This is a genomic window from Nocardiopsis metallicus (genome assembly GCF_014201115.1).
Taxonomy (GTDB): Bacteria; Actinomycetota; Actinomycetes; order Streptosporangiales; family Streptosporangiaceae; genus Nocardiopsis; species Nocardiopsis metallicus.
Genome location: NZ_JACHDO010000001.1, coordinates 6,222,105 through 6,245,262 on the forward strand (window position 1 = coordinate 6,222,105; position 23,158 = coordinate 6,245,262).

General features: G+C 71.4%; 20 protein-coding genes and 1 riboswitch. Of the genes, 8 read left to right on the forward strand and 12 right to left on the reverse strand.

The genetic code is table 11. From position 1 onward, the window contains the following. Positions 1–11: 11 nt before the first annotated feature. Both HNR07_RS27320 and idi read right to left on the reverse strand, forming a co-directional pair. Positions 12–992, reverse strand: coding sequence for a type II secretion system protein GspK (locus HNR07_RS27320; protein ID WP_246420523.1), 981 nt, complete (start codon positions 990–992; stop codon positions 12–14). Positions 993–1,072: 80 nt separating this feature from the next. Then, complete coding sequence (idi, locus tag HNR07_RS27325; RefSeq protein ID WP_184367898.1) at positions 1,073–1,591, reverse strand: isopentenyl-diphosphate Delta-isomerase; 519 nt, start codon at positions 1,589–1,591, stop codon at positions 1,073–1,075. 190 nt (positions 1,592–1,781) lie between these two features. Between idi and HNR07_RS27330 the strand changes: the two genes are divergently transcribed. Further along, entirely contained in the window at positions 1,782–3,320 is a 1,539-nt protein-coding gene (locus HNR07_RS27330) for an SDR family NAD(P)-dependent oxidoreductase (protein WP_376769953.1), read from the forward strand. A 27-nt stretch (positions 3,321–3,347) separates the two neighbouring features. On the opposite strand, the gene HNR07_RS27335 is transcribed toward HNR07_RS27330, so the two are convergent. The 5 genes from HNR07_RS27335 to HNR07_RS27355 all read right to left on the reverse strand — a co-directional run bounded on the left by HNR07_RS27335 (position 3,348) and on the right by HNR07_RS27355 (position 7,375). Then, a complete protein-coding gene (locus tag HNR07_RS27335; RefSeq protein ID WP_184367904.1) occupies positions 3,348–3,869 on the reverse strand; it encodes an N-acetyltransferase in 522 nt (173 codons plus the stop codon). Further along, complete coding sequence (locus HNR07_RS27340; protein ID WP_221318952.1) at positions 3,866–4,159, reverse strand: type II toxin-antitoxin system TacA family antitoxin; 294 nt, start codon at positions 4,157–4,159, stop codon at positions 3,866–3,868. The genes HNR07_RS27335 and HNR07_RS27340 overlap by 4 nt, the downstream gene beginning before the upstream one ends. Positions 4,160–4,293: 134 nt before the next feature. Next, a complete protein-coding gene (locus HNR07_RS27345; protein WP_184367907.1) occupies positions 4,294–5,307 on the reverse strand; it encodes a zinc-binding dehydrogenase in 1,014 nt (337 codons plus the stop codon). Positions 5,308–5,477: 170 nt separating this feature from the next. Next, entirely contained in the window at positions 5,478–6,128 is a 651-nt protein-coding gene (locus tag HNR07_RS27350) for a response regulator (protein ID WP_184367910.1), read from the reverse strand. Continuing rightward, the gene (locus HNR07_RS27355) at positions 6,125–7,375 is read right to left on the reverse strand and encodes a sensor histidine kinase (RefSeq protein WP_184367913.1); all 1,251 of its coding nucleotides are present in this window, start codon (positions 7,373–7,375) and stop codon (positions 6,125–6,127) included. The genes HNR07_RS27350 and HNR07_RS27355 overlap by 4 nt, the downstream gene beginning before the upstream one ends. A gap of 220 nt (positions 7,376–7,595) precedes the next feature. On the opposite strand from HNR07_RS27355, the gene HNR07_RS27360 reads away from it, so the two are divergent. After that, positions 7,596–8,813 carry a DUF418 domain-containing protein gene (locus HNR07_RS27360; protein WP_221318953.1) on the forward strand — a complete coding sequence of 406 codons (1,218 nt, stop codon included), beginning with the start codon at positions 7,596–7,598 and terminating at the stop codon, positions 8,811–8,813. 49 nt (positions 8,814–8,862) lie between these two features. Here HNR07_RS27360 and HNR07_RS27365 read toward each other — a convergent pair whose 3' ends face one another. Beyond that, positions 8,863–9,147, reverse strand: a complete 285-nt coding sequence (locus HNR07_RS27365) for a MoaD/ThiS family protein (RefSeq protein WP_184367916.1) — start codon at positions 9,145–9,147, stop codon at positions 8,863–8,865. Position 9,148: 1 nt separating this feature from the next. Then, positions 9,149–10,252 carry a WD40/YVTN/BNR-like repeat-containing protein gene (locus HNR07_RS27370; protein WP_184367919.1) on the reverse strand — a complete coding sequence of 368 codons (1,104 nt, stop codon included), beginning with the start codon at positions 10,250–10,252 and terminating at the stop codon, positions 9,149–9,151. A 492-nt stretch (positions 10,253–10,744) separates the two neighbouring features. On the opposite strand from HNR07_RS27370, the gene HNR07_RS27375 reads away from it, so the two are divergent. Next, the gene (locus HNR07_RS27375; protein WP_184367922.1) at positions 10,745–11,338 is read left to right on the forward strand and encodes a TetR/AcrR family transcriptional regulator; all 594 of its coding nucleotides are present in this window, start codon (positions 10,745–10,747) and stop codon (positions 11,336–11,338) included. A 162-nt stretch (positions 11,339–11,500) separates the two neighbouring features. Here the strand turns inward: HNR07_RS27375 and HNR07_RS27380 are convergent, their stop codons facing one another. Further along, positions 11,501–12,796, reverse strand: a complete 1,296-nt coding sequence (locus HNR07_RS27380) for an MFS transporter (protein WP_184367925.1) — start codon at positions 12,794–12,796, stop codon at positions 11,501–11,503. 171 nt (positions 12,797–12,967) lie between these two features. On the opposite strand from HNR07_RS27380, the gene HNR07_RS27385 reads away from it, so the two are divergent. Next, positions 12,968–15,199, forward strand: coding sequence for a tetratricopeptide repeat protein (locus HNR07_RS27385; RefSeq protein WP_184367928.1), 2,232 nt, complete (start codon positions 12,968–12,970; stop codon positions 15,197–15,199). 53 nt (positions 15,200–15,252) lie between these two features. Here HNR07_RS27385 and HNR07_RS27390 read toward each other — a convergent pair whose 3' ends face one another. Both HNR07_RS27390 and HNR07_RS27395 read right to left on the reverse strand, forming a co-directional pair. Beyond that, entirely contained in the window at positions 15,253–16,176 is a 924-nt protein-coding gene (locus HNR07_RS27390) for a hypothetical protein (RefSeq protein WP_221318954.1), read from the reverse strand. A gap of 49 nt (positions 16,177–16,225) precedes the next feature. Further along, entirely contained in the window at positions 16,226–17,245 is a 1,020-nt protein-coding gene (locus tag HNR07_RS27395) for a hypothetical protein (protein ID WP_184367934.1), read from the reverse strand. A gap of 933 nt (positions 17,246–18,178) precedes the next feature. Continuing rightward, a riboswitch (adenosylcobalamin (AdoCbl) riboswitch) is annotated at positions 18,179–18,326 on the forward strand. Between HNR07_RS27395 and HNR07_RS27400 the strand changes: the two genes are divergently transcribed. The 4 genes from HNR07_RS27400 (at position 18,325) to mmsB (ending at position 23,022) form a co-directional block, all read left to right on the forward strand. Further along, positions 18,325–19,824, forward strand: coding sequence for a CoA-acylating methylmalonate-semialdehyde dehydrogenase (locus HNR07_RS27400; RefSeq protein WP_184367937.1), 1,500 nt, complete (start codon positions 18,325–18,327; stop codon positions 19,822–19,824). It overlaps the preceding riboswitch by 2 nt. Further along, a complete protein-coding gene (locus tag HNR07_RS27405) occupies positions 19,821–20,963 on the forward strand; it encodes an acyl-CoA dehydrogenase family protein (protein ID WP_184367940.1) in 1,143 nt (380 codons plus the stop codon). The genes HNR07_RS27400 and HNR07_RS27405 overlap by 4 nt, the downstream gene beginning before the upstream one ends. Further along, complete coding sequence (locus tag HNR07_RS27410) at positions 20,963–22,090, forward strand: enoyl-CoA hydratase/isomerase family protein (protein ID WP_184367943.1); 1,128 nt, start codon at positions 20,963–20,965, stop codon at positions 22,088–22,090. Before HNR07_RS27405 ends, HNR07_RS27410 begins: the two co-directional genes overlap by 1 nt. Further along, positions 22,087–23,022, forward strand: coding sequence for a 3-hydroxyisobutyrate dehydrogenase (gene mmsB / locus HNR07_RS27415; RefSeq protein WP_184367946.1), 936 nt, complete (start codon positions 22,087–22,089; stop codon positions 23,020–23,022). The genes HNR07_RS27410 and mmsB overlap by 4 nt, the downstream gene beginning before the upstream one ends. The last annotated feature ends 136 nt before the right edge of the window (positions 23,023–23,158 follow it).

Here is a 23,158-nt window from a genome sequence, read left to right on the forward strand (position 1 = left end):
CGCAGCCGTGCTCAGAAGACCACGTAGTCGGAGATCTCGTCCTCCAGGTGCGCCGGGAGGCCAGTGCGGATCAGCGCGTCGGGCAGCGAGATGAACGGCGCGGACGAACGGGCCGTGATCAGGGCCTGTGCGTCCTCGGAGGTCAGGCCGGGGAGCCCGGCGATCACCTGGGCGGGGGCCCGGTTGAGGTCCACCAGACCACCGTCGTCATAGCCGGTCTGCAGGTCGGGTCGGCCCACACCCAGTTCCCGTGCGAGCGCGGGGTCCTCCTCGGCCAGTCTCCGGGACTCCTTCCTGCGCTGGGCGCGGTCGGCCGCCCTCGCCCTGAGCTCCGCGTTGCTGCTGACCTTGCGGGCACCCTCCGCCGAGGAGGGCGCCGAGCCGCCGGGCGCGGCCGTGACCGGTTCGCCGCGCAGCCTCTTGGCGCGGTCGGAGTTCACCCCGTAGAGGTCGTGGTACAGGTAGGCCGTGGCGAGGACGACGAAGACGATGTAGATGCCGCTGGCCACCGTGCCGAGCGTGCTGTCTTCCCCGCTCGCGACGATGACGACGACGAACGGCACGGTGATCAGGGCGCAGATGCCCGCCGCGCGGGACCAGTAGCGCAGTGCCGCGTACCCGTAGACGAAGGGGGCGAGGGCGCCGCAGCTGAGCAGGATCAGGAGCAGGAACGCGCGGCCGACGGGCTTGGTCTCGCCCTGCGGGGGGTGCGGGGCCTGCGGGTGGTGCGGAGCCTGGTGGCCGTGCGGGTTATACGGGTGGTGCGGATTCGGACGGTCGTGCGGACCCTGACGGTCGTACGGACCATCCGGACCGTAAGGGGAACGGCTGTCGGGCCCGGCGTGGTACGAGCCTCCCCGGCCGTACGGCGCGCCCGGGTGGCCGGGCTGTCGGGGATAGGGAGGAAGCGGTCGCTCCGCGTGACCGTGGTGCGGCTGCTGGGGGTCGGGCTCACCGTAGTGCCAACCATGGCCGGGGGGTGTGTTGGACATAGCACGACTTTATGGTGCGCAAGTGTTGAGTGGTGTCCTTCGGGTTTTTCCGACAAACCGGAAGGTCGGCCCCGGCCTGGTCAGCGCGCGTCGTTGAGCTGCGGAATCTGTTCCGCCGCCCAGGGGCTGATCACCCAGGGTGTCCGTTCGGCGAGCATGACCACCTCCGGCCAGGCGGCCCAGGTGAACTCAGCGATCTCGTTCGCGTCAGGGGAGGGGACGTCCTCGGTCCGGGCCCAGAACACCGGGCAGAACTCGTTCTCCACGATCCCCTCGGTCGACACCGCCCGGTAGCGGAAGTCCGGTAGTGCCTCGGTGACCTCGGTCAACTCGATGCCCAGCTCCTGGCGGACCCGGCGGCGCACCGCCTCGACCATGGTCTCCTCCGGGGCGGGGTGACCGCAGCAGCTGTTGGTCCACACCCCAGGCCAGGTGGTCTTGCCCAGGGCGCGGCGGGTGAGCAGCACGCGCCCGTCCGGCCCCACGACATAGCAGGAGAAGGCGAGGTGCAGCGGGGTGTCCTCGGTGTGCACGGTGGCCTTGTCGGCCACCCCCACCCGCTGGTGCCGCTCATCCAGCAGGACCACGAACTCAGGCATCGACTCTCTTCACCGGCTCTCTGGGCTGTTCCCCGCGACTGTCCACCCCATGGTCTCCCGTCCCGCGCACCCCTTCGCACCGGGTCGGGGGATGCGGGCGGGGAGCATCCCGGCCGTCCGGTACCGGAGTGCGCATAAAGTTCCTGTTGGCCCGGCAAAGCGGCCATCGGAACAGCGGCGGGATGCAGTGGTGACGGAAACGGTGACGCGGTCGACGGTCGACGGGATCGACCCGGACAGGCTTCGGGTGTGCCTGGAGGTGCTGGCCGAGGCGGAGCAGCTGCCCGCCGACCACGACGACTCCAGGGCCCTCCAGCGGGCCACGGCCCGGATGTTCAAGGCGCTCAAGGAGTGGCGGCGCAAAGAGCGCCACGCCGCCCGCAAAGCCCACGACGAGGCCGTGTTCGCCGCCACCGCCACGGCCGCGCCGGGCCGGATCGACGACGAGACCAACGGCCGAGCCCTGACCAGCCGGGCACTGGCCGCGAGTGGGGACCCGGGTGACACGGGTGCCGAGGAGGCCTCGGGCACGGAGGCCGGGCAGCCCGAATCCAGGCAGATCGCCGGGGTCCTGCGCAAGGCCCGCCCCTGCTACGTCTGCAAGCAGAAGTACCAGGAGGTCGACGCCTTCTACCACCAGCTCTGCCCCGAGTGCGCGGTCTTCAACCGGCAGCGCCGCCAAGCCCGCACCGACCTCGGCGGGCGGCGGGCCCTGCTCACCGGCGGTCGCGCCAAGATCGGCATGTACATCGCGCTGCGGCTGCTGCGCGATGGCGCCCACACCACCATCACCACGCGTTTCCCCAACGACGCCGTGCGCCGGTTCGCCGCGATGCCCGACAGCGACCAGTGGCTGCACCGCCTGCGGGTGGTCGGTATCGACCTGCGCGACCCCGGTCAGGTGGTGCGGTTGGCCGACTCGGTGGCCGAGCGGGGGCCGCTGGACATCCTCATCAACAACGCCGCGCAGACCGTCCGCCGCTCACCGGGCTCCTACGCCCCGCTGATCGCCGCCGAGGCCCAGCCGCTGACCGGGAAGGGACTGCCCGAACCGCTGGTGCTCGGCGGGGTCCGCCCCCGCGAGCTGGAGGGCGCACCCGAATCCGAGGTCGCCAAGGCCGCTCCGCACACGCTGACCCCCGAGATGCTCACCTCGCTGGCCCTGACCACCGGCGCGGCGCACCCGGACCGGATCCGCGAGGGCGGGGCGATCGACGCGGGCGGCCTGGTACCGGACCTGGCCCCGGTCAACAGTTGGACCCAGCGCGTTGGCGAGGTCGACCCCGTCGAGATGCTGGAGGTGCAGCTGTGCAATGTGAGCGCGCCGTTCCTGCTGGTGGATCGGCTGCGCCCGGTGATGGCCGCCTCTCCCGCGCGGCGCACGTACATCGTCAACGTGTCCGCGATGGAAGGCGTGTTCGGCCGCGGGTACAAGGGTCCCGGCCACCCGCACACCAACATGGCCAAAGCCGCGCTGAACATGCTCACCCGGACCAGCGCCCCGGAAATGCTGGAGAGCGACGGTATCCTCATGACCGCCGTGGACACCGGGTGGATCACCGACGAGCGGCCGCACCCGGACAAGGAGCGGATGGCCGAGGCCGGTTTCCACGCCCCCCTGGACCTGGAGGACGGGGCCGCCCGCGTGTACGACCCCATCGTCCGCGGCGAGCTCGGCGAGGATCTGCACGGCTGCTTCCTCAAGGACTACAAGCCCTCGAACTGGTAGCAGTCCGAGGGCTGGGCGGCCTGCGGATCACGCGAGTGCGCGGCGTAGATCCTTCATCAGTAGTACGAGATGCATCGGGTCGCTGGGGCTCCGCTCGAACTGAGCGAGGCCGAGGTGGAACTGTCGTGCTGATTCGCTCTCGCAGTGGATCAGGAGGGCTCGGACGCCGATCGTTTCGGAAGCCACCGCGACCCTGCGCAGCGCATCGACTACGAGGGCTTTACCGAGTCCCGTCCCCTGGACGCGGATGTCTACCCCCAGCCGGGTCAGGATGACAACGGGCTGGTGATACTTGCCGGCACCGCGCAGGAGTCGGCTGGGGGCCACCGAGGGGGCGATGCTTCCAGCGGCCAGAGCGTAGTAGCCGACGACCGGGCGATCCGTGTCCGGGTCTTCGTCACACACGACATACACGCGTGACCCACCCGATCGGTGCGCTTGGAGGGCATGGTCGCTCAACCAGTCGGATTGGGCGTGTGATCCGCAGTCGAAGTCGGCCGTCCTGTGCTGTGCGGTGAGCGGCTCGACCGGCCCGAACCTCGGCTTCACGTGTCGTCCTCATGATGCTGAGAGCTGTTCTCATCGAGCACCGTGGGTTCGGTCAGGAGCTTTCGCAATCCGGGGATGTCGCGTGCGGGGCGTTCCAGGGCCGAGTCGAAGGCTGCCCACCCCTGTTCGTCCAACATGAAGACCCGTCGATCCGCCAGCGCGTTTGCCGCCGCTTCGGTGGCCGCACCGAGGACGAAGGCCGAGACCGTGTCCCCCGAGGCGGCGCTCGCGGCCTCGAGCAGGGCCTTCTGCTGGTCGTTGACTCTCAGGTGGATTCTCTCTGACTTCATGCTGGTAGCCATACCCCGGATTGTGCGCACAATGTGCACACGCAAGGGTGGGTTTTTGGCGAACAACAATCTCAGGAACTACAAGCCCTCGAACTGGTAGCAGTCCGAGGGCTGTGCGGTTTGGGTCAGGGCGGTCAGGGCTGGAGGACCAGGCGGACCGGTGAGCCGATCCGCTTCTCCAGCTGCTCCACGGCCTTGGGCGCCTCCTCCAGGGAGAACGCGCCGCTGATGGAGCGGCTGAACTCCAGGCGGCCCGCCCGCACCAGGTCCACCAGCTGGACCACGTGCTCGGCCTCCGAACCGTAGTGGCCGAGGATCTGCTGGCGCAGGTAGCTGAACCGGGTGCCGTCCCCGACCTCCAGCGGCTTGTCGGTCAGGCCGACCAGCACCAGGCGGCCGTGCTCGCCGAGCACCCGGACCGCCTGCTCGCGCACGACGGGGACCCCGGCGAAGTCGAAGGCCGCGTCGAGGCCGCGGCCGTGGGTCAGCTGACCGATCCGGGTGAGGAAGTCCGCCGCGGTGGAGTCCAGGGCGACGTCCGCGCCGTACTCCAGGGCACGCGCCCGGGCGTGCTCGTCGGGGTCGGCGGCGATGATCGGGGCGGCGCCCACCAGCCGCAGCAGCTGGACGGCGTGCGCGCCCAGACCGCCCACGCCCCAGACCGCGACGGCCTCGGCCGGGCGTACGTCACCGGTGGCGGTCACGGCGGCCCAGGGTGTGGAGACGGCGTCGGGGATGATCGCGGCCTGCTCGAAGGACAGCTCGTCCGGGATCGGGACGAGCGTGTCCTCACCAGCCAGCGCGTACTCGGCCCAGCCGCCGTCGTAGTCCACGCCCCGGGTGAGCACGCGCCCGTGCCGGTCGTGCTCACCGGCCTGGAGCGCCACCCGGTCGCCGACCTCGACGTCGAGCACCTCCGGACCCAGCTCCTCGACCACCCCGGACACCTCGTGCCCCGGGGTGACGGTGTCCTCGTCGAGGTGGAGCGGGCTCAGGGTGCCGTCGATGAGGTGGACGTCGGACAGGCACACTCCGGCGGCCCTGACCCGGACCAGGACCTGCCCCCGGCCCGGCACGGGTCTGGGCACGTCGGTGACCTCGAGGGTTCGGTCGGTGATGTTCAGCCGGGCCGCGCGCATGGTGGCCATAGGTCATTCCTCGCAGTCATGTCGTCTGCACCCATTTCCTCACCGATCATCACACTCGGTGCATGGGTGTGTACCCAGACGACGCGGGCGATAAGGGTCAGAACCCGCTCACTTTTTCGTCAAGCGGCGAGGCCCCGAGAGCTGAGCGGCGCGGCCAGGCGTCCGACGACTCACTCCATGAGCCCGCTCCGGTAGGCCCAGGCGGCGACCTCCACCCGGTTGCGCGCTCCCAGCTTCTCCTGGACCCGGGCCAGGTGCGTCTTGACCGTGCTGATCGTGACGTACAACTCCGAGGCCACCTCCGTGTTGGTGAGCCCGCGCGCGACCGTCCGCACGATGTCCAGTTCACGCGCGGTCAGTCCGCTCTGGCCGTGGTCCCGCCGGGGCGCCTGGGAAGCCGCGAAGTGCTTGAGCAGACGCACCGTGATCTGCGGCGAGACCATCGCATCACCCCGGGCGGCGGCCCGCACCGCCTCGATCAGCAGCGCCGGTCCCGCGTCCTTGAGCAGGAACCCGACCGCGCCGCCGGTCAGCGCCGCGTGCACGTACTCGTCCAGGTCGAAGGTGGTCACCACGACTACCCTGAGCGGGTCCGCCACCCCCGGTCCGGCCAGCCTCCGGGTCGCCTCCAGGCCGTCGATCCCGGGCATCCGGATGTCCATGAGGACCACGTCCGGGCGCAGTTCCCCAGCGAGCCGGACCGCCTCGATCCCATCACCGGCCTCCCCGACCACCGAGATTCCGTCCTCGGCGTCGAGCATGTAGCGAAAACCCGTGCGGACCATCTGCTGGTCGTCGGCGAGCATTACCCGAATCGTCACGTCTGTTCGTTCCCCTGGTCGCGCGGTGCGGGGATCGTCGCCCGCACGGTCCAACCCTGCCCGATTCCGTCCGGTCCGGCGGACAGGTCCCCGCCGAGGATCCGAGCCCGCTCGGCCATGCCGACCAGGCCGTGCCCGCCGCCGACCGTTCCCCCCGCGCCGCGTCCGGAGCCGCCCCACCCGTCGTCACGCACCCGCAGCCGCACCTCCTCGCTGTCGGCGCACACGACCACGCTCACCCGGCTGGCGCCCCGGGCGTACCGCAGCGCGTTGGTGACAGATTCCTGGGCGATCCGCAGTACCGCCGTGCCCACCTCCGCGGGCAGTTCCCGTACCGGCCCGCTCACGTGCACGGATACCTCCGGGCGTCCGTGTGAGGCTGGGGCGGCCAGGGCCGTCAGCACCTCCGAGGGCTCCGCGGTCAGCGGGGCCTCCCCGGGTTCGCGCAGCCGAGAGACCATGCCGCGCATGGACTCCAGCGCCCGTGCCCCGGCCGCCTCGATCTCCGGGAGTACCGCCCGGACGGCCTCCGGGTCCCGTTCGGCCACGTGCCGCAGGGCCTGGGCCTGCACCACGATCCCGGTCACCTCGTGGGCCACCACGTCGTGCAGGTCGCGGGCGATGGCCAGCCGCTCCTCGGCGCGGACCCGATCCACGTGTGCGCGGCGCTCCGCCTGGCGCCAGCGCAGGTACAGCCCGGGAGCGAGCCCCACCGCGACCATCAGGAGGGCGGAGGTGGGGTCGGGGCTGAACGGGTCGCGGAGGTAGTCCGAGTAGACGGCCAGGGCGCACAGCACCGACACCAGGGCGACCTGCCAGGGCCTGCAGCGCAGGGCGGTGAGGGCGAGCAGCACCAGCATGCCGAAGACCTCGGCCACGCCGAGCGGGTAGCCGAAGACCCCCTTGGGCGCGGGCCACAGCAGCGCCGAGGCCGCCAGCACCGACAAGGGGGCCGCCGAACCGGCGGCCAGGGTCGCCCAGGGGCCGACGCGGGGCCACACCGCCAGCGCGGCGGACAGGGCGCAGACGGCTCCGGAGAGCGTGTACGCGAAGTCCATGCGGGAGTGCGGCGGCCCGATCCAGTCGTCGATCTCCCGCGTGGACAGCACGTTGACCAGGTCGAGGGTCCACAGCAGCGGCATCACCAGGGTGACGGCGAGCGCGGCGAGGTAGGCCCACACGGGGAAGCCGTTGACGTCGGGGACGAAAAGCCTGTTCAGGCGGGTGGGAAGCCAGCTCGGTGACATAGGGCCAAGGCTAGGGCCCGGCCCTCGTGCGGGCATCGGTCAAAGGGAGGACCCGTGCGCGGCACCGGTCGGCGCGTACACGGTGGCGGGCCGAAAGTCGGTGCCCGCGGCCTCGGGGTCGGCCGAAAGTCGTACCCCCGGGCGCGGGCGTCTCGGCTGTTCGGGCGATGTGCGGGAAGGGGGCCGCGGACGATCCTGGGGAGGTTGCCAAGGAGGCCCCATGCAAGAGACGACCCCGCATCCGCCCGTGCCGGGCGCAGACCAGTCCGCCGAACCGCCCGAGAGCGCGGCCGTGCCCGTCCGTCGGGTCGCCTTCCTCGACGTGGCCCGCGCCCTGGCGATGATCGGCGTGGTCATGATGAACGCGCCGATCGTCGTCTTCGCCGCCGAGCGCGGCGGGGAGAGGCCGGAGTCAACCCTGACGGCGGCGGTCGACGCCGCCCTGAACCTGTTGATGTCCGGCAACGCCCGATCCATGCTCATGGTGCTCCTGGGCGTGGGAGTGGTCCTGTCCTGGCGGGCGGCGGAAAGGCGCGGGGGCCGCCCGATGGTCCTCACGCTCTGGAGGTATGCGGTCCTCGGCGTGGTCTTCGGAGTGCCGCACCTGCTGGTCTTCTCCGGGGACATCCTCACCCTGTACTCGGTGTCCGCTCTGCTGTTGGCCCCGGCGCTGCCGCTGCTGCTCGGCGGATCGCGGGCCCGCCCGTTCTGGGCGGCGGTGGCGCTGTTCGCCGCCGCCCCCGCCCTGGAGTACCTCGTCGGCCAGGGGAACGAACTGCTGTTCCTGGTCGCGATGGTGCCCCAGACACTGGCCTTCTTCTGCCTGGGCGTGTGGCTGGCCCGCCGCCCCGAGCTCTCCCCGGACTTCGAGGGGCCGACCAGGCTCCCGGTGCGGATGATCTGGGCGGGCCTGCTCATCAAGCCCCTCGGGTTCGTCCTCATGTTCGCTTCCGACTGGCTCTTCCCGATGGAGTTCGACGCCGAGGGCATCCCGGTGCTGGGCGCGGACGGCCTGCCGGTGGTCGATCCGGGATCGCACGCCCTGGTGTCACTGGGTGCCTCATTGACCGGTCTGGGCGGCGCCCTGGTCTACCTGGGGCTCGTGTGGTGGCTGGTGCGCCGCGGCCGTGCCGCCTCCCGTGTGCTGGGCACCCTGGCGCCCCTGGGCCGGATGACGCTTACCGTGTACCTGCTCAGCACCGCCGTGTTCCTGTGCACGAAGCCGCTGGAGGGCGGGATCACCCTGCTGGCGCAGTACGGGCTCGCCGCCGCCTACTTCGCGGTGATGGTCCTGGCCGCCCGCTGGTGGATGGGCGCGTTCCGTCTGGGCCCGTTGGAGTGGGTGTGGCGCAGCATCGTCCGGCTCCGTCCGCTGCCCCTGCGCCGTCGGACGGCTGCTGGCCAGGGGACCGCGAAGGCGCACACCGGCATCGGCTAGCCGACCGTGTCCGGACTCCCCGCGGCCGGTGCCGTGGGGAGTCCGCCGTTCAGCCCCCGGCCACGGAGGGCAGCAGACGGACGTCCGAGCCCTCGTGGACCGCGGCGTCCAGGCCGCCCACGGATCTGCACTCGTCCTGGTCCACGAACACGTTCACGTAACGGCGCAGCTGGCCCCGCTCGTCCCGGATCCTGCGGTCCAGCCCCGGGTGGCGGGCGGCCAGCTCGTCCAGCACCCCGCGCAGCGCGGTGCCGTCGTCGACCTCCACCGGGACGCGGGCGGCTCCGTCGGCGTCGGCCCGCAGCACGCTGGTCAGGTGTACGGTCACCCGCATCTCACACCTCCGCGGCCCGGACGCACAGCACGTCGGGCAGGTGCGCGGCCACCGGCTCCCAGCGTCCGCCGTCGTCGGTGGCCGCGTAGACGTCCCCGGAGCGGGTGCCGAAGTAGAAGCCGGGGACGTCCGCGCCGTCGGTACAGGCGGCGTCGCGCAACACGATCCCGAAGTACGGGTCCGCTGGCAGACCCTCGTTGACCGCCCGCCAGGACCCGCCGCCGTCGTCGGTGCGGTACGCGCTCAGCCGGTACCCAGGCGGGAAGTGCACCTCCTGGCTGACCACGGGGAAGTTCAGCGCGGACTCGGGGCGGTGCGGGTGGGCGACCACCGCGAAGCCGAAGTCCGTGGGCAGGCCCTCCTCGATCCGGCTCCACCCGTCGGCGGCCGGATCGGCGCTGCGGTAGACCCCGTGGTGGTTCTGGGCGTAGAAGGAGCCGTCCGAGGCGGCGGCGACCTTGTGCACGCACTGGCCGTACTCGGGCTCCTCGTCGGGGAGGAATCCCGCCGCGATGCCGCGGTTGGCCGGTGCCCAGCTGGCCCCGTCGTCCTCGGTCTGGTAGACACCTCCGGTAGACATGGCCACGGTGATCGCCTCTGGGGACCGTCGGCCCGAGCCGAGCGTGCCGGGCAGGACGGTGTGGATCGCCGCGCCCCCGGCCCCGGGGGACCAGTCGGTGCGGTGCGGGTGCTCCCACAGCGCGCGGACCAGTTCGAAGCTGGTCCCGCCGTCGTCCGAGCGGAACAGGGCGTGCGGTTCCACCCCGGCGTACACGGTCTCCGGGTCCGCGCCGAAGGCGAACTGCCAGGCGCGGGTGAGCGAGGCGCCGGTGTCCTCGGGGAAGGCGATGGGCGGGGCCCCGGGCTCGGTCCAGGTGGCGCCGAGGTCGTCGCTGTGCCAGACGCTCGGACCGAAGTGCCAGCTCTCCGTCCCGGCGAGCAGTCGTTTGGTGTGCGGGTTGATCCCGACGGTGTAGACGGGACTCATCCCGGCGTCGTTGGCCTCGTCGAGCCGGTGCGGACCGCTCACCTCCCACCCGCGCCGATCCTCGCTGCGGGCCGTGAACAGGCCCTTGCGTGTGCCGATGACCAGGAGATACGCCATGAGAAACCCCAGGGTGTGAGTGATATCTCCACTGTGGCACAGGGGTGCGACATTCGGAGGGCGGTCACCCGGTAGGCCGTGTCCGGAGAGTGGGAGAGGGGTGGGAGCGGCGTCGGGGGCGGGGTTCCGGACATCTCGGTAACTGAATAGTTAGGAACCCGAACGATTTGCCGTGGGTGGTTAATTCACACCGTTCGGAAATGCTGGGATCCTGGGAGGGATAACTTCCGTGTGGAGGGAACCCTTTCCGAGCAAGGGTGTCAGCGGTGAGTGGAAGGCGGTTGTCAGTACCCGATCTCTTTGCAATAAACTCCCGGGCCAACCGGTGTTCGCGCCGAGACTCCTCCGGGTTTCGGTATACCGGCCACAACCCGTCCTCCAGCCCGGAAGACTTCCCGCTAGCTCGGTCTCTCGGTCCGTTTCGGGACCACCGTCCCAATGGACGGTCCCGCGTACCAACAAGAACCGAGTTCCCACTCGATAGGGTCGCCCATGCACCACCCCCCGGACACGCTCCACGCTCGCAAACGCCGTAAGGCGAGGGCCACGATCGTGTCGGCAGCCTTCCAGCTCTTCGCCGAACACGGATTCGACAACGTCACGGTCGCCGCCATCGCGGAACGCGCCGAGGTCGGCCGCACCACCTTCTTCCGGTACTTCGGTGACAAACAACAGGTGCTGTTCGCCGACGACAGCGCCGAGGCCGACCGCATGTGCGCCTACGTGCTGGACAAGGCGGACCGCCCCCTGGGCAGCGACCTCGGGGCGGCACTCACCCTGCTTCGCGAGGCCGCGACCGTCGCCCGGCCCTACGCCGCCCTGTCCCCGGCGCACTCGGCGGTCCTGGTCCGGCTCCTGCGGGAGAGCATCGACCTCAGATCCCGCTACCTGCTCACCCGCCAACAACGGGCGCTCCGCCTGGCCGGAGCGCTCATCGAGGCGGGGGCGGTGGAGAGCGTCGCCGTCCTGGCCTCCCACGCCGCGATGGCCTGCGAACTCACCGCCATGCGCCTGGCCGAGAACCCCGAGGCGTTCCCCGCCCGCATGGACGAGGCCCACGGGATGCTGCGCACCCTGGGGAACTGACCGGACCGGGGCGCGACCCTCCTGCCCCGGCCCGCGGTTCTCCGCCGCACCGCTCCCGACCGATCGCCTTCGGCCGCCCCGCTCCCTGCCGCGCCACCGCTGCCTCCCCCGTCCCGAGAGCCCCGGCCCGCTCCGGAGCCGGGGGAGGACACCGGTGAGGGCTCAGACGTCGTGCTCCCGCACCAGACCGGCGAGCCCGCGGCCGAAGAACACCACCACGGCCAGACTGACCGCGCTCACCAGTGCGTAGGGGACGCGGAGCGCGTCGGTCTGGCCCAGGGCGGGCGCCAGGGAGGCCACCAGGACACCGCCGGCCGCCATGCCCACGGCGCTCATGCCCCAGCTGACCGTGCGCATGGCGGCGTTCACCCTGCCGAGCAGGTGGTCCGGGGTGATGCGCTGGCGGATCGAGGTCATCGCGACCGCGTACCCCAGCACCAGGCCGCCCGAGAGGAAGTACGCCCCCGCCACCACCGGGGTGAGCGGGAACACCGCCACCACCAGGTAGAGCAGGCCGCTCCCGGCCAGACAGAAGACGGGCAGGGTGCCGTCCGGCAGGATCGCGCGCAGCCATGAGACCAGCTGGCCGCCGAGGATCCCGCCGACCGCGGCGAAGGCCATGAGCAGGCCGAACCCGGCCGAGCCCAGCCCCAGGGTGTCCCGGACGAACAGCACCTGGGTGGAGAGCATGGTCGCGTAGGCGGTGTTGACGAAGACCGCGATGACCGCCACCGCGCGCAGCAGCGGCTGGCTCCACAGCGCCTTCACGCCCTCGACCACGTCCTCCCGCACTCCGCGCAGCCCGCGGGATGCCTTCGGCGGGTCCTCCGGAGCGAGTTCGGGGGCGCTGCCCTGGGTGGGCGCGGTCGCGCGAACTCTCAGCAGGGCCACCACCGAGACCAGCAGCGCGGCGATGTTGAACAGGAACGGCACGAACAGCCCCAGCGCCAGCACGAAACCGCCCAGCGGCCGCCCGACGAACTCCTCCGCCACGATCGCCCCGGACCGGACGTGCCCGTTGGCGCGCTCCAGGTTCCCCTTGGGGACCAGCGCCGGCACCGTGGTCTCGGCGGCGGTGTCGTAACAGACCTCCAGGGCGCCGAAGCAGAACGCGAAGACAGCCAGCAACGGGACCGAGGCCCAGCCGGCGAGGACCACCGCGGCGAGCAGCGCCCACAGCAGCAGCCGCAGGGAGTTCGCGCAGACCATCAGGGTGAACCGGGGCAGCCGGTCCACCAGCACCCCCGCGGGCAGCGCCAGGAGGAGCCAGGGCAGCCGCCCGGCGGTGGCCACCGCCGCCACCAGCGCGGCGTTGTCGGGGGCCAGCGAGGAGGCCAGCCAGGGCACGGCGATCATCGCCACGCCGTCGCTCAGGTTCGAGGCCAGCGACGCGGACCAGAAGGCCCAGAAGCGCCCGCCGAGCGGCGCCGTCGTCGCCCGGGTCGTGGAGTCGGACATGGGGGGTAACCACCGACCTTTCGCAGCCCGGTGCGTCGGGGCGGTCCCGAGCGGGGCACCGGGGATGACAGGTTAAGGGGTGCGCCGAGACGGACCGTGACCGGTGTCGGTCAGGCCCCTCCGACCTGTGGGGCTGGTGGGAGACGCCGTTCTCGGCCAGGATGGGGCGCTGTGAGTGGCACACGCAATACCTCCCAGGGCGACAACCACGGCACACAGATCCAGATCGGTTCGGTGGGCGGTCCGGTCAGCATCCACCAGCCCGAGGCCAGAACCGTGCGGATCCTCCCGCAACGGGAGACCAGTGTCTTCCAGAACCGCACCGAGGAGCTGGCCCTGTTCGACACCCTCCTCGAACGCGCGGAGTCCGGTGAAGGCGGCTGGTTGTGGAGCGTCGTCGGCGGACCGGCGGTCGGCAAGACCACGCTCGTCCTCACCTGGATCATCCAGAACCGGCACCGCTTCGGCCACGCCCAGCTGGCCGTCGCCTGCGGCGGCGACCCCGGACTGGGGCGGGGCAGGGGCGTGGAGCAGGTGTGCGACGAGTACTTCCACGCGGTCGGCGTGGACACCGACGCCCCGGGGTTCGACACCCTGGAGGGCAAGCTCAGCCTCTTCCGCCAGCACACCGAGGGCAGGCCGGTGGTGATCCTGCTGGACGACGTCCGCACCGCCGCCCAGGTCGAACCCTTCCTGTCGGACCTGCCCGGCACCGTCGTGATCACCACCAGCCGCGAACCCGTACGGGGCCTGGGCATGCGCCGACCGGCCGCCGTCCAGGTCGGACCTTTGGCCGACGAGGCGATCACCGCCCTGTTCGACGACGTCCTCGGGCCCGAGCGGCGCACCGCCGAACCCGAGGCCTTCACACGCCTGGTCGACCTCTGCGGCGGGATCCCGCTGTTCGCCGGGTACGCCGCCGGACTGCTGTACGACTCGACGGACCTGTCCGTCGCGGAACTGGTCGAGCGGATGGCGGAGAGCGGCCGCATCGACTTCCTGGAGGAGGTATCGGAGGCGGCCACCCGGCCCGCCGCGGTCTTCGACGTGCCCTACCAGGCCCTTGATCCCGACGCCGCGCGGCTCTACCGGGCGCTGGGCACCCACCCCACCCGGGACTTCGACGCCTGGCTCGCCCGCGCGTACTTCTCCGACGAGCCCGAGCGCGGTTCCAAGGCACTGCGGCAGCTCCTGAACCGGACCCTGGTCAAGACCGACTGGGCGGGCCGCTACGTCATGGAGGACCTCACCTACGAGCACGCGGGATGGGTCGCCCGCACGCGGGGCTCGGCCCAGGAACGCCGGCTCGACCAGCGGCGGACCCGCGGCTACTACCTGTTCGGTGCGGTCGCCGCCGACACCGCCAAACGCTGGAGGCTCGGCCCGCTGTACGGGCGGGCCTCGCCCTACCCCCTGCCGGACTTCACCGAGGCCAAGCGGCCGAGCGCCGCCGAACCGCCCGAGAACGCCGGGGAACAGCTGGACCAGTGGCTGAAGCGCCGCCGACGCGTCCGCGAGCGCAGCGCCTTGCTCAAGCCCCGCAAAGCCGAGTGGGACCCCAGCCCCGCGGTGTGGTTCGAGGCCAACCTGGAAGCGATCATGGCCTGCGTGGAGAGCACTGGCCGGGTGTGGGACGGCAGCCGCCCCGAGCCCGGCTACGCCTGGCAGGTGGCCGAGGCCGCCAACGCCTACTTCACCGGGCACGGCCGGATCGATGAGCGCCTCACCCTGCTGGCCCTGGCCGCGCGGGACGCCGAGGCCGGCGGGGACGCCGACGCCACGGCACGGATCCGGGCCCAGTGGGGCGAGGCGCTGCTGGGCCGGGGCCGCCTGGCCGAGGCCCGTCGGCAGCTGGAACTCTCCCTGGCGGCGGCCCGGACCGAGGGTGCCGACCCCCGTGGCCTGGGCGCCGCTCTGGAGTGGCTGGGCATCCTGGAACGCCGTGAGGGCGAGCGTGCGGCCTCCGAGCGCCTCCTGAAGGAATCACTGCCCTTCCTCGACCACACCCGTACACGCCCCCTGGCCCTGCACCACATGCACCTGGGCGACACCGCCCTGTGGGCCCACGACCACGAGGTGGCGGCCGAACGCTACGAGGAGTCGCTCCGGCTGTTCGGCGAACACGCGCTCCGGGAGGGCCCGGACCACGCCAACGAGGGCAAGGTCCTGGAACGCCTGGCCCGCCTGACCGAGAAGGACGACCCCGCCAGGTCCGTCACCCTGCTGAACACGGCGCTGGACCACTTCCTCGCGGCCGACCGCGCCTACCAGGTCGGCAAGGCCCTGGAACGCCTGGGCGACCTGGGCGACGCCCCCGAACAGCGGTGGACCACCGCCGCGGAGGTCTTCGACCTCGTCGGCGCCACGGGCGCGGCCGACCGTGCCCGCGGAAGGCTGGGCTAGGGAACCACTACGGGGCCGGGTGCCAGGCACCCGGCCCCGCCAGTTCGTGAAGGTCAGTCGAAGAGCTCGTCGGCACTCCTGGCCGAGATGGCCCGGGTGAACCAGGTGTCGAGTTGCTCGAGGTCAGAGCAATCCTCGATGCGGCTCCGTGCGGAGGCTTCGACGGCGACCTCGTGGGCCTCCAGAAGACGGAGGATGTCCTCCCGCCTGCCCTTGGCGAGACCCTCCTCCAGTCCTTCTTCGCGGCCTTCTTCGCGGCCTTCCTCGCGGCCTTGAGCACGGCCTTCCTCGCGCCCCTGACCGACGTACTTGCGGGCGAAGTCGCTCTGCCACTCGTAGGTGCCGGTTGCCATGAGTTCCTCCCACATCAGTCGAGCCGCAACGCTGAGCTTGGACTCAATGAAGTCATAGTAAATGAGCCGGGTGTGTTCGGGCAGGTCGTCCAGCGCCGATTCGGCGGCCTTGAGCACCGCGGGGTTGTCCCCGTGCGCGGCGGCCGAGAGGACGGCCAACTCCGGGAGGCGCTTCGCACGGTCGATGTCGTCGACGACCGGGGTGTTGCTCGGTCCCAGGACCGCGGGCCGGAGCACGGCACCCCCGGTCTCGAGTTCGATCGGGCGGCGTGCCCACCGCTCCGTCGCGGTGTCCGGGCAGACCACCATCAGCCGAACCGGGCAGCGCAGCTGATCCCGAACAGTGGCCAGGTAGAGGGGCCAGGTGTAGGGCTTGTCGTCGTCCTTCTTCTGCTGAACCTCCGAGAGGATCGCGAGCAGCTTGCGGCCGTCGCTGTCGTAGAGAACGACGACGTTGTCCGATTTGAACGGCGTCGGTTTGAGCTTGGTGTGGTCACCACAGCCGAGCTCCGCGCGGGCGAAGTCGGGAACGGGGAAGCCGAGTGTGTCACGCAGCATGAGAGGGACCAGAGACGGCCTGTTCTGGAGCAGGCGAACCTGGAGCTCGTGGTCGAATCCTGGCATGGCATGAAACTACCGAGCGTAGCCTCATGATGTCGGCGGAATCCGGAAATCAGTCGGCGCTGACCTGGAAGGGGACGTTGAGGGTCCGGTCGGGTGAGATCCGGATTCGCAGCGGGCTGAAAGCTGCCAGGGAGACGGCCGTCGGCGGTTCCTCGGCGGTGACGAGGAGGTCGGCCAGCACGCTCACCACCAGGTGGGCGTCGTCGGGGAGCGGCCGGGTGAAGCGCACGCTGTGGGTGTCTCCGTGGCGGGTGCGAAGGCGGGCCCCTTCGGGGGAGTGCACGGCGGTGAGGCGGGCGCCGGGCCGGTGCGAGAAGGCGGTAGCGGACCACAGGGCCTCGTCCGCGGGCAGCTCGCACTCGGCGACGGTGAGGACGTCGGCGGCAGCGGCGAGCCGGTGGTCGAGCTCGGCGTCGGAGGAGACCAGGGTGCCGGGGCCGTGCGGGTTCACCGCGGCGGGCGTTCGGTGGACCGTGAGCTCGGGACCGTCGGGAGAGCCGGTCTCGACCGGGGTGACGCTGACCCACAGCGAGGTGGGGGCGCTGCTCTGCGGCTGGGGCGGCGGCACGGCCAGGAGTGCGGGGGCGTGCGGCGGTGGTGTGGCGCCCATGAGCCGGTAGGCCTCGGCCCGGATGAGGTCCAGGGCCTGCCCGGGTGCGGAACTGACCCAGGTGCGGGCCGTCTCGCGGGTCTGCTCACGCCGTTTTTCCGCCTGGTGCAGCTGGGGAGGCAGGGGCGCGCGGGGGTCGAGGTGGTGCGCTACCCCGTAGAGATGGCCGAGCCCGGAGTCGGGGTCGATGGCGTCACGGCCGTCCGTGGCGAGCAGGACCGGACGGCCGACGGCGGCGGCGTAGACGCTGACGGAGCCGTGGTCGGAGATGACCAGGTCCGCGGCGGTCACGGTGGCCCGCCAACCCTCGTGGGGAGGGATGAGCACCAGCCCGGACCGGAGCGCCTCGGCCAGCCACGCCTCGATCTGGCGGCTGCTGTGCGAGGACCAGACATTGGGGTGCAGGACGAGGGCGATACGGAATTCGTCGTAGGGGAGTTCGGCGAGAAGCCGGTTCACCAGTTCCGGATCGGCCCCGAAGAGGGAATCGGTTTTCCAGGTGGAGTTGACCGTGATGAGTTTGTGGCTGGCGTGCAGCCCGAGGTCTTTTCGGTAGTTGAGCCTGCGGGGCGCACTGGCGAGGAGGCGGTCGTAGCAGGGGTCACCGGCGAGGAAGGCGAGCGGGAGGGCGTCGGGGCAGCCTTCGCGCAGCCGGGCGTACTGCTCGTGGTGGGACAGCGCGATGGCGCTGGGGACCAGGCGCCCCTCGTGTTTGAGGGTGCCGTCGGAAAGCCCGAAGACCTCCTGGTTCCTGGTTCCTGGTTCCTGGTTCCTGGTTCCTGGTTCCTGGTTCCTGGTTCCACTGCTTATTGTATCCGTTGCCGTGGGGAATTCTCAGGATCTTGGATTTTATCTCGTGTAGGTTATCGCCGAGGCTGGCGGTGATCACCAGGTCGAATTCCGTTTCCCGGGCCTGGTCCCAGGGGATGTGCCGGATTCCGCTTTCCCGAATGTACTCGTCGACCCCGTTTGCGAAGACGGCTCCGCTGGTCTGGGTGCAGTGGAGCTGGACCCGGGGGTCGTGCAGGGCGGGGAGGACGTCGGCGATTCGGGTGGCCGCGGTGACGCTGTGGATCACGAGGAGCACGTGCAGGCTGGTGTCCGCCGTCCGCCATCGCGGGGTCAGCGCCAGTGGTCTGGCGGGGCGGCTGTTCTCCTCGGCGGTCACAAGTCGCAGAGCCTACTAAGCGGGCCGCGGTCCCACAAAGTGCCGTGGTTGTCCACCTTCGGTCAGAGGGTGGATGTTGTGGATGAGGCGGCCCCGTACGTGGGCCTCTGACGACGCCCGGGCCAGTCGCTCCCGCTCCGGGGGTCTTCTCCGCTTCGGTGAACTGCGGTTACGGAGGATTCTGTGGCCGGGGGCACTTGAGGGCTGGATTTAGTAGGACGTCCAACTATATGGTGAGGGTGCCGAGGAGCGGGGAAGCTGGTGCGAATCCAGCACGGTCCCGCCACTGTGACCGGACACAACGTCCGGAAGTCAGACCACCGCTCGCGGCCCGAGAGTCGTGTGATCCACGAGGATGGAGCGAACACGTATGGTCAGCGAGCTGACGCATTTCGTGCATGGCAAGAACGTCCCCGGCCGGACCGGCCGCTTCGGCGACGTGTACGACCCCAACACCGGGCAGGTGCGGGCGCGCGTCCCCCTGGCGGACCGGGCGGAGACCGAGGCGGTCATCGCCGACGCCGCACAGGCCCAGGTCGAGTGGGGTTCCTGGAGCCCCCAGCGCAGGGCCCGGGTCCTGCTGAAGTTCCTCCAGCTGGTCGAACCCGAGCGCGAGGCCATCGCCCGCGCGCTGTCCGCCGAGCACGGCAAGACCGTCGCCGACGCGCACGGCGACCTTCAGCGCGGGCTCGAGGTGGTGGAGTTCGCCGCCGGTATCCCGCACCTGATCAAGGGCGAGTTCACCGACAACGCCGGATCCGGGATCGACGTCCACTCCCTGCGCCAGCCCCTGGGCGTGGTCGCGGGCATCACCCCGTTCAACTTCCCCGCGATGATCCCGCTCTGGAAGGCCGCGCCCGCGCTGGCCTGCGGAAACGCGTTCATCCTCAAGCCCTCCGAACGCGACCCCTCGGTGCCGCTGCGGCTGGCCGAGCTGTTCCACGAGGCCGGACTGCCCCCGGGCGTGCTCAACGTGGTCAACGGCGGCAAGGAGACGGTGGACACCCTGCTCACCGACCCCCGTGTGGCCGCGGTGGGCTTCGTGGGCTCCACCCCGATCGCCGAGTACGTCTACTCCACGGCCACCGCGCACGGCAAACGCGCCCAGTGCTTCGGCGGGGCCAAGAACCACATGATCGTCATGCCCGACGCCGACCTCGACCAGGTCGCCGACGCCCTCATCGGCGCCGGTTACGGCTCCGCTGGCGAGCGCTGCATGGCCATCTCCGTCGCGGTCCCGGTGGGCGAGGAGACCGCGGACGCCCTCGTCGCCAAGCTCACCGAACGCATCGCCGGGCTGACCGTCGGCGCCTCGGACGACCCCGACGCCGACTTCGGCCCCCTGGTGTCCAGGGACGCCCTGGAGCGGGTCGACTCCTACGTCGGGCTGGGTGTCGAGGAAGGCGCCGAACTGGTCGTGGACGGCCGCGGCCACAAGGTCAAGGGTTGCGAGGACGGCTTCTTCACCGGGGCCTCGTTGTTCGACCGCGTCACCCCGGACATGCGCGTCTACCAGGAGGAGATCTTCGGCCCGGTGCTGTCCGTGGTGCGCGCCGACGACTACGAGCAGGCCCTGCGCCTGCCCAGCGAGCACGAGTACGGCAACGGCGTCTCCATCTTCACCCGGGACGGCGACACCGCCCGCGACTTCTCGCAGCGGGTCAACACCGGCATGGTCGGCGTGAACGTGCCCATCCCGGTGCCGGTCGCCTACCACACGTTCGGCGGCTGGAAGCGGTCCGGCTTCGGCGACCTCAACCAGCACGGCCCGGACTCCATCCGCTTCTACACCCGCACCAAGACCGTCACCTCGCGCTGGCCCTCCGGGGTCAAGGAGGGCGCGGAGTTCACGATCCCGGTCGTCAGGTGAGCGCCGCGGTCTCCGACGAACAGCGCGCGCTGGCCGAGACCGCGCGCGGGTTCGCCGACGAACACCTCGCCCCGTTCGCCGTGGACTGGGACCAGACCAAGCACTTCCCGGTCGACGTGCTCCGCAAGGCCGCCGAACTCGGCATGGGCGGCCTCTACGTCCGCGAGGAGTCCGGTGGAACCGGCCTGAGCAGGCTCGACGGCGTCCTCGCCTTCGAGGCCCTGGCCACCGGCTGCCCGTCCGTCGCCGGATACCTGTCCATCCACAACATGGTCGCCTGGATGGTCGACCGCTACGGCGACGAAGCCCAGCGGGCCCGCTGGCTGCCGGGCCTGTGCTCCATGCAGGCCCTGGGCAGCTACTGCCTCACCGAACCCGGAGCCGGGTCCGACGCCGCCGCGCTCAGCACCCGCGCGGTCCGCGACGGGGACGGCTACGTCCTCACCGGTTCCAAGCAGTTCATCTCCGGGGCGGGCGCCTCCGAGGTGTACGTGGTGATGGCCCGCACCGGCGGCGACGGCGCCGCGGGGATCTCCGCGTTCGTCGTGCACCGCGACGACCCCGGGGTCTCCTTCGGTGCCAACGAGGCCAAGATGGGCTGGAACGCCCAGCCCACCCGCCAGGTCCTCATGGACGGGGTCCGACTGACCGCCGACCGGCGTCTCGGCGCGGAGGGCGACGGCTTCCGCATCGCGATGAACGGGCTCAACGGCGGCCGCCTCGGCATCGCCGCCTGCTCGCTCGGCGGGGCCCTGGCCGCACTGGAGGGCAGCACCGCCTACCTGGGCAGCCGCGAGGCCTTCGGCGCTCCGCTGATCAACGCCCAGGCGCTCCAGTTCCGGCTCGCGGAGATGGCCACCGACCTGGAGGCCGCCCGCTCCCTGCTGTGGCGGGCCGCCTCCGCCCTGGACGAGGGCGCCCCCGAGGCCGCGCACCTGTGCGCCATGGCCAAGCGCTTCGCCACCGAAGCCGGGTTCACCGTGGCCGACCAGGCACTCCAACTCCACGGGGGGTACGGCTACCTCACGGAGTACGGCATTGAGAAGATCGTGCGCGACCTGCGGGTGCACCGAATCCTGGAAGGAACCAACGAGATCATGAGCCTCATCATCGCTCGACGACTCACCGGGGCCGCCTGATGACCGGCGACGCCACCCCCACCCGGCAGACCCCGGACGACACCACGGTGCTGCTGCGCGTCAACGGCGCGCTCGCCCACGCCACGCTCAACCGGCCGCGCGCGATCAACGCCCTGGACCACGGGATGGTCCTCGCGTTCGCGGACGCCCTCACCACCTGGGAGAAGGACGAACGGGTGTCCGTGGTGCTGCTCGACGGCGCCGGGGAGCGGGGCCTGTGCGCGGGCGGCGACATCCGCGCCATCCGGGCCAGTGCCGTGGACGGGGACCGCCAGGCCGCCGACTTCTGGCGGGACGAGTACCACCTCAACGCGCAGATCGCCCGCTACCCCAAGCCCTACGTCGCCCTCATGGACGGCGTGGTGATGGGCGGCGGCGTGGGCGTGTCCGCGCACGGCGGTGTCCGCGTGGTCACCGAGCGCTCCAAGGTGGGCATGCCGGAGACCACCATCGGGTTCGTGCCCGACGTCGGCGGCACCTACCTGCTGTCGCGGGCGCCCGGCGAGACCGGCACCCACCTGGCGCTCACCGGCACCCCGGTCGGTGCGGCGGACGCGGTGTACACCGGGATGGCCGACCACTACGTGCCCTCCGAGCGTCTGCCCGACCTGATCTCCGCGCTCTCGGAGGCGAGCACGGAGACCGGCGTCGCCGACGTGATCGGCCGCTTCGCCGAGATCGTCCCGGCCGGGTCCCTGGCGGGCCGGCAGGCGTGGATCGACGCCTGCTACGCCGCGGACACCGCCGAGGAGATCGTGGCGCGGCTGCGCGGGCACGGCGACCCGGAGGCGGCCAAGGCGGCCGACACCATCGAGGCCAAGTCGCCGACCTCGGTCAAGACCACCCTGGCGGCGCTGCGCCGGGCCAGGGAGCTGGCCACCCTGGAGGAGGTCCTGGAACAGGAGTACCGGGTCTCCACGGCCACGCTGACCTGGCCCGACCTGGTGGAGGGCATCCGGGCGCAGGTGATCGACAAGGACCGGAACCCGAAGTGGTCCCCGGCCACGCTGGCGGAGGTCGGCGACGCCGACGTCGCGCGGGCCTTCGAACCGGCCCCGGACGGTCCGCTCGGTCTCGCCGAGGCCGGTGCGGCGAGCAGTGACAGCGACTCCGGAGGTGCGCGGTGACCGCGATCGCCTTTGTCGGGCTCGGCAACATGGGCGGCCCGATGGCCGCCAACCTCGTCGCCGCCGGGCACGACGTCACCGGGTTCGACCTGGTCTCCGAAGCACTGGAGAAGGCAGCCGGGGCCGGGGTCCGGGTCGCGGGCTCCGCGGCCGAGGCGGTGGCCGAAGCGGACGTGGTCATCACCATGCTGCCGAGCGGCCGCCACCTGATCACCGCCTATCAGGGCGCCACGGATTCGACGGGCGGCGGGCTGCTGGCCGCGGCCCGCCCCGGCACGCTGTTCCTGGACTGCTCCACGGTGGACGTGGCCGACGCCCGCACGGCCAACACCGCAGCGGTCGAGGCCGGGCACCGGGCCATGGACGCCCCCGTCTCCGGAGGCGTGGCGGGGGCCCAGGGCGGCACGCTCACCTTCATGGTGGGCGCGGAGGAGGCCGACCTGGCCACGGCGGAGCCGCTGCTGAACGTCATGGGCGGCAAGGTCGTGCACTGCGGCGGTCCGGGCGGCGGCCAGGCGGCGAAGATCTGCAACAACATGGTGCTGGGCGCGTCGATGCTCGCGGTGAGCGAGGCGTTCGTGCTGGGTGAGCGGCTGGGCCTGACCCACCAGGCGCTGTACGACGTGATGTCCACGGCGTCGGGGCAGTGCTGGTCGCTGACCTCCTACTGTCCGGTTCCTGGGCCGGTGCCCACCAGCCCGGCCAACAACGACTACAAGCCGGGGTTCGCGGCCGCGCTGATGGCCAAGGACCTGGGACTGGCCGCCAACGCACTCGAACAGACCGGGGTGGACGCGCTGATCGGCAGCCACGCGGCCGAGATCTACCGCGCCTTCGCGGACAGCCTGGACGGTGAGCCGCGCGACTTCTCGGCCATCGTGGAATCGGTGCGCGAGCGCTCCGGCCAGGTATCGGGGCCCGCTCCGGAGTGACCCGCTCCGTAGTGAGTTCGGGGTGAGCTCAGCCGAGCGAGCTCCTGGCCGCTGGATTTTGAGCGCGCCCCGGCCACCCCCGCTCCCATCAGGCCTGGGGTGTCCGGGGCGCGCGTCCGTGGTGCCGCCCTCGCGC

Bases quoted from the DNA above. Each gene is read 5' to 3' on its own strand.
- HNR07_RS27320 (WP_246420523.1), bottom strand. From the start codon at position 992: ATGTCCAACACACCCCCCGGCCATGGTTGGCACTACGGTGAGCCCGAC.
- idi (WP_184367898.1), bottom strand. From the start codon at position 1,591: ATGCCTGAGTTCGTGGTCCTGCTGGATGAGCGGCACCAGCGGGTGGGG.
- HNR07_RS27340 (WP_221318952.1), bottom strand. From the start codon at position 4,159: ATGAAGTCAGAGAGAATCCACCTGAGAGTCAACGACCAGCAGAAGGCC.
- HNR07_RS27345 (WP_184367907.1), bottom strand. From the start codon at position 5,307: ATGGCCACCATGCGCGCGGCCCGGCTGAACATCACCGACCGAACCCTC.
- HNR07_RS27355 (WP_184367913.1), bottom strand. From the start codon at position 7,375: ATGTCACCGAGCTGGCTTCCCACCCGCCTGAACAGGCTTTTCGTCCCC.
- HNR07_RS27360 (WP_221318953.1), top strand. From the start codon at position 7,596: ATGCAAGAGACGACCCCGCATCCGCCCGTGCCGGGCGCAGACCAGTCC.
- HNR07_RS27365 (WP_184367916.1), bottom strand. From the start codon at position 9,147: ATGCGGGTGACCGTACACCTGACCAGCGTGCTGCGGGCCGACGCCGAC.
- HNR07_RS27370 (WP_184367919.1), bottom strand. From the start codon at position 10,252: ATGGCGTATCTCCTGGTCATCGGCACACGCAAGGGCCTGTTCACGGCC.
- HNR07_RS27375 (WP_184367922.1), top strand. From the start codon at position 10,745: ATGCACCACCCCCCGGACACGCTCCACGCTCGCAAACGCCGTAAGGCG.
- HNR07_RS27380 (WP_184367925.1), bottom strand. From the start codon at position 12,796: ATGTCCGACTCCACGACCCGGGCGACGACGGCGCCGCTCGGCGGGCGC.
- HNR07_RS27390 (WP_221318954.1), bottom strand. From the start codon at position 16,176: ATGCCAGGATTCGACCACGAGCTCCAGGTTCGCCTGCTCCAGAACAGG.
- HNR07_RS27400 (WP_184367937.1), top strand. From the start codon at position 18,325: ATGGTCAGCGAGCTGACGCATTTCGTGCATGGCAAGAACGTCCCCGGC.
- HNR07_RS27410 (WP_184367943.1), top strand. From the start codon at position 20,963: ATGACCGGCGACGCCACCCCCACCCGGCAGACCCCGGACGACACCACG.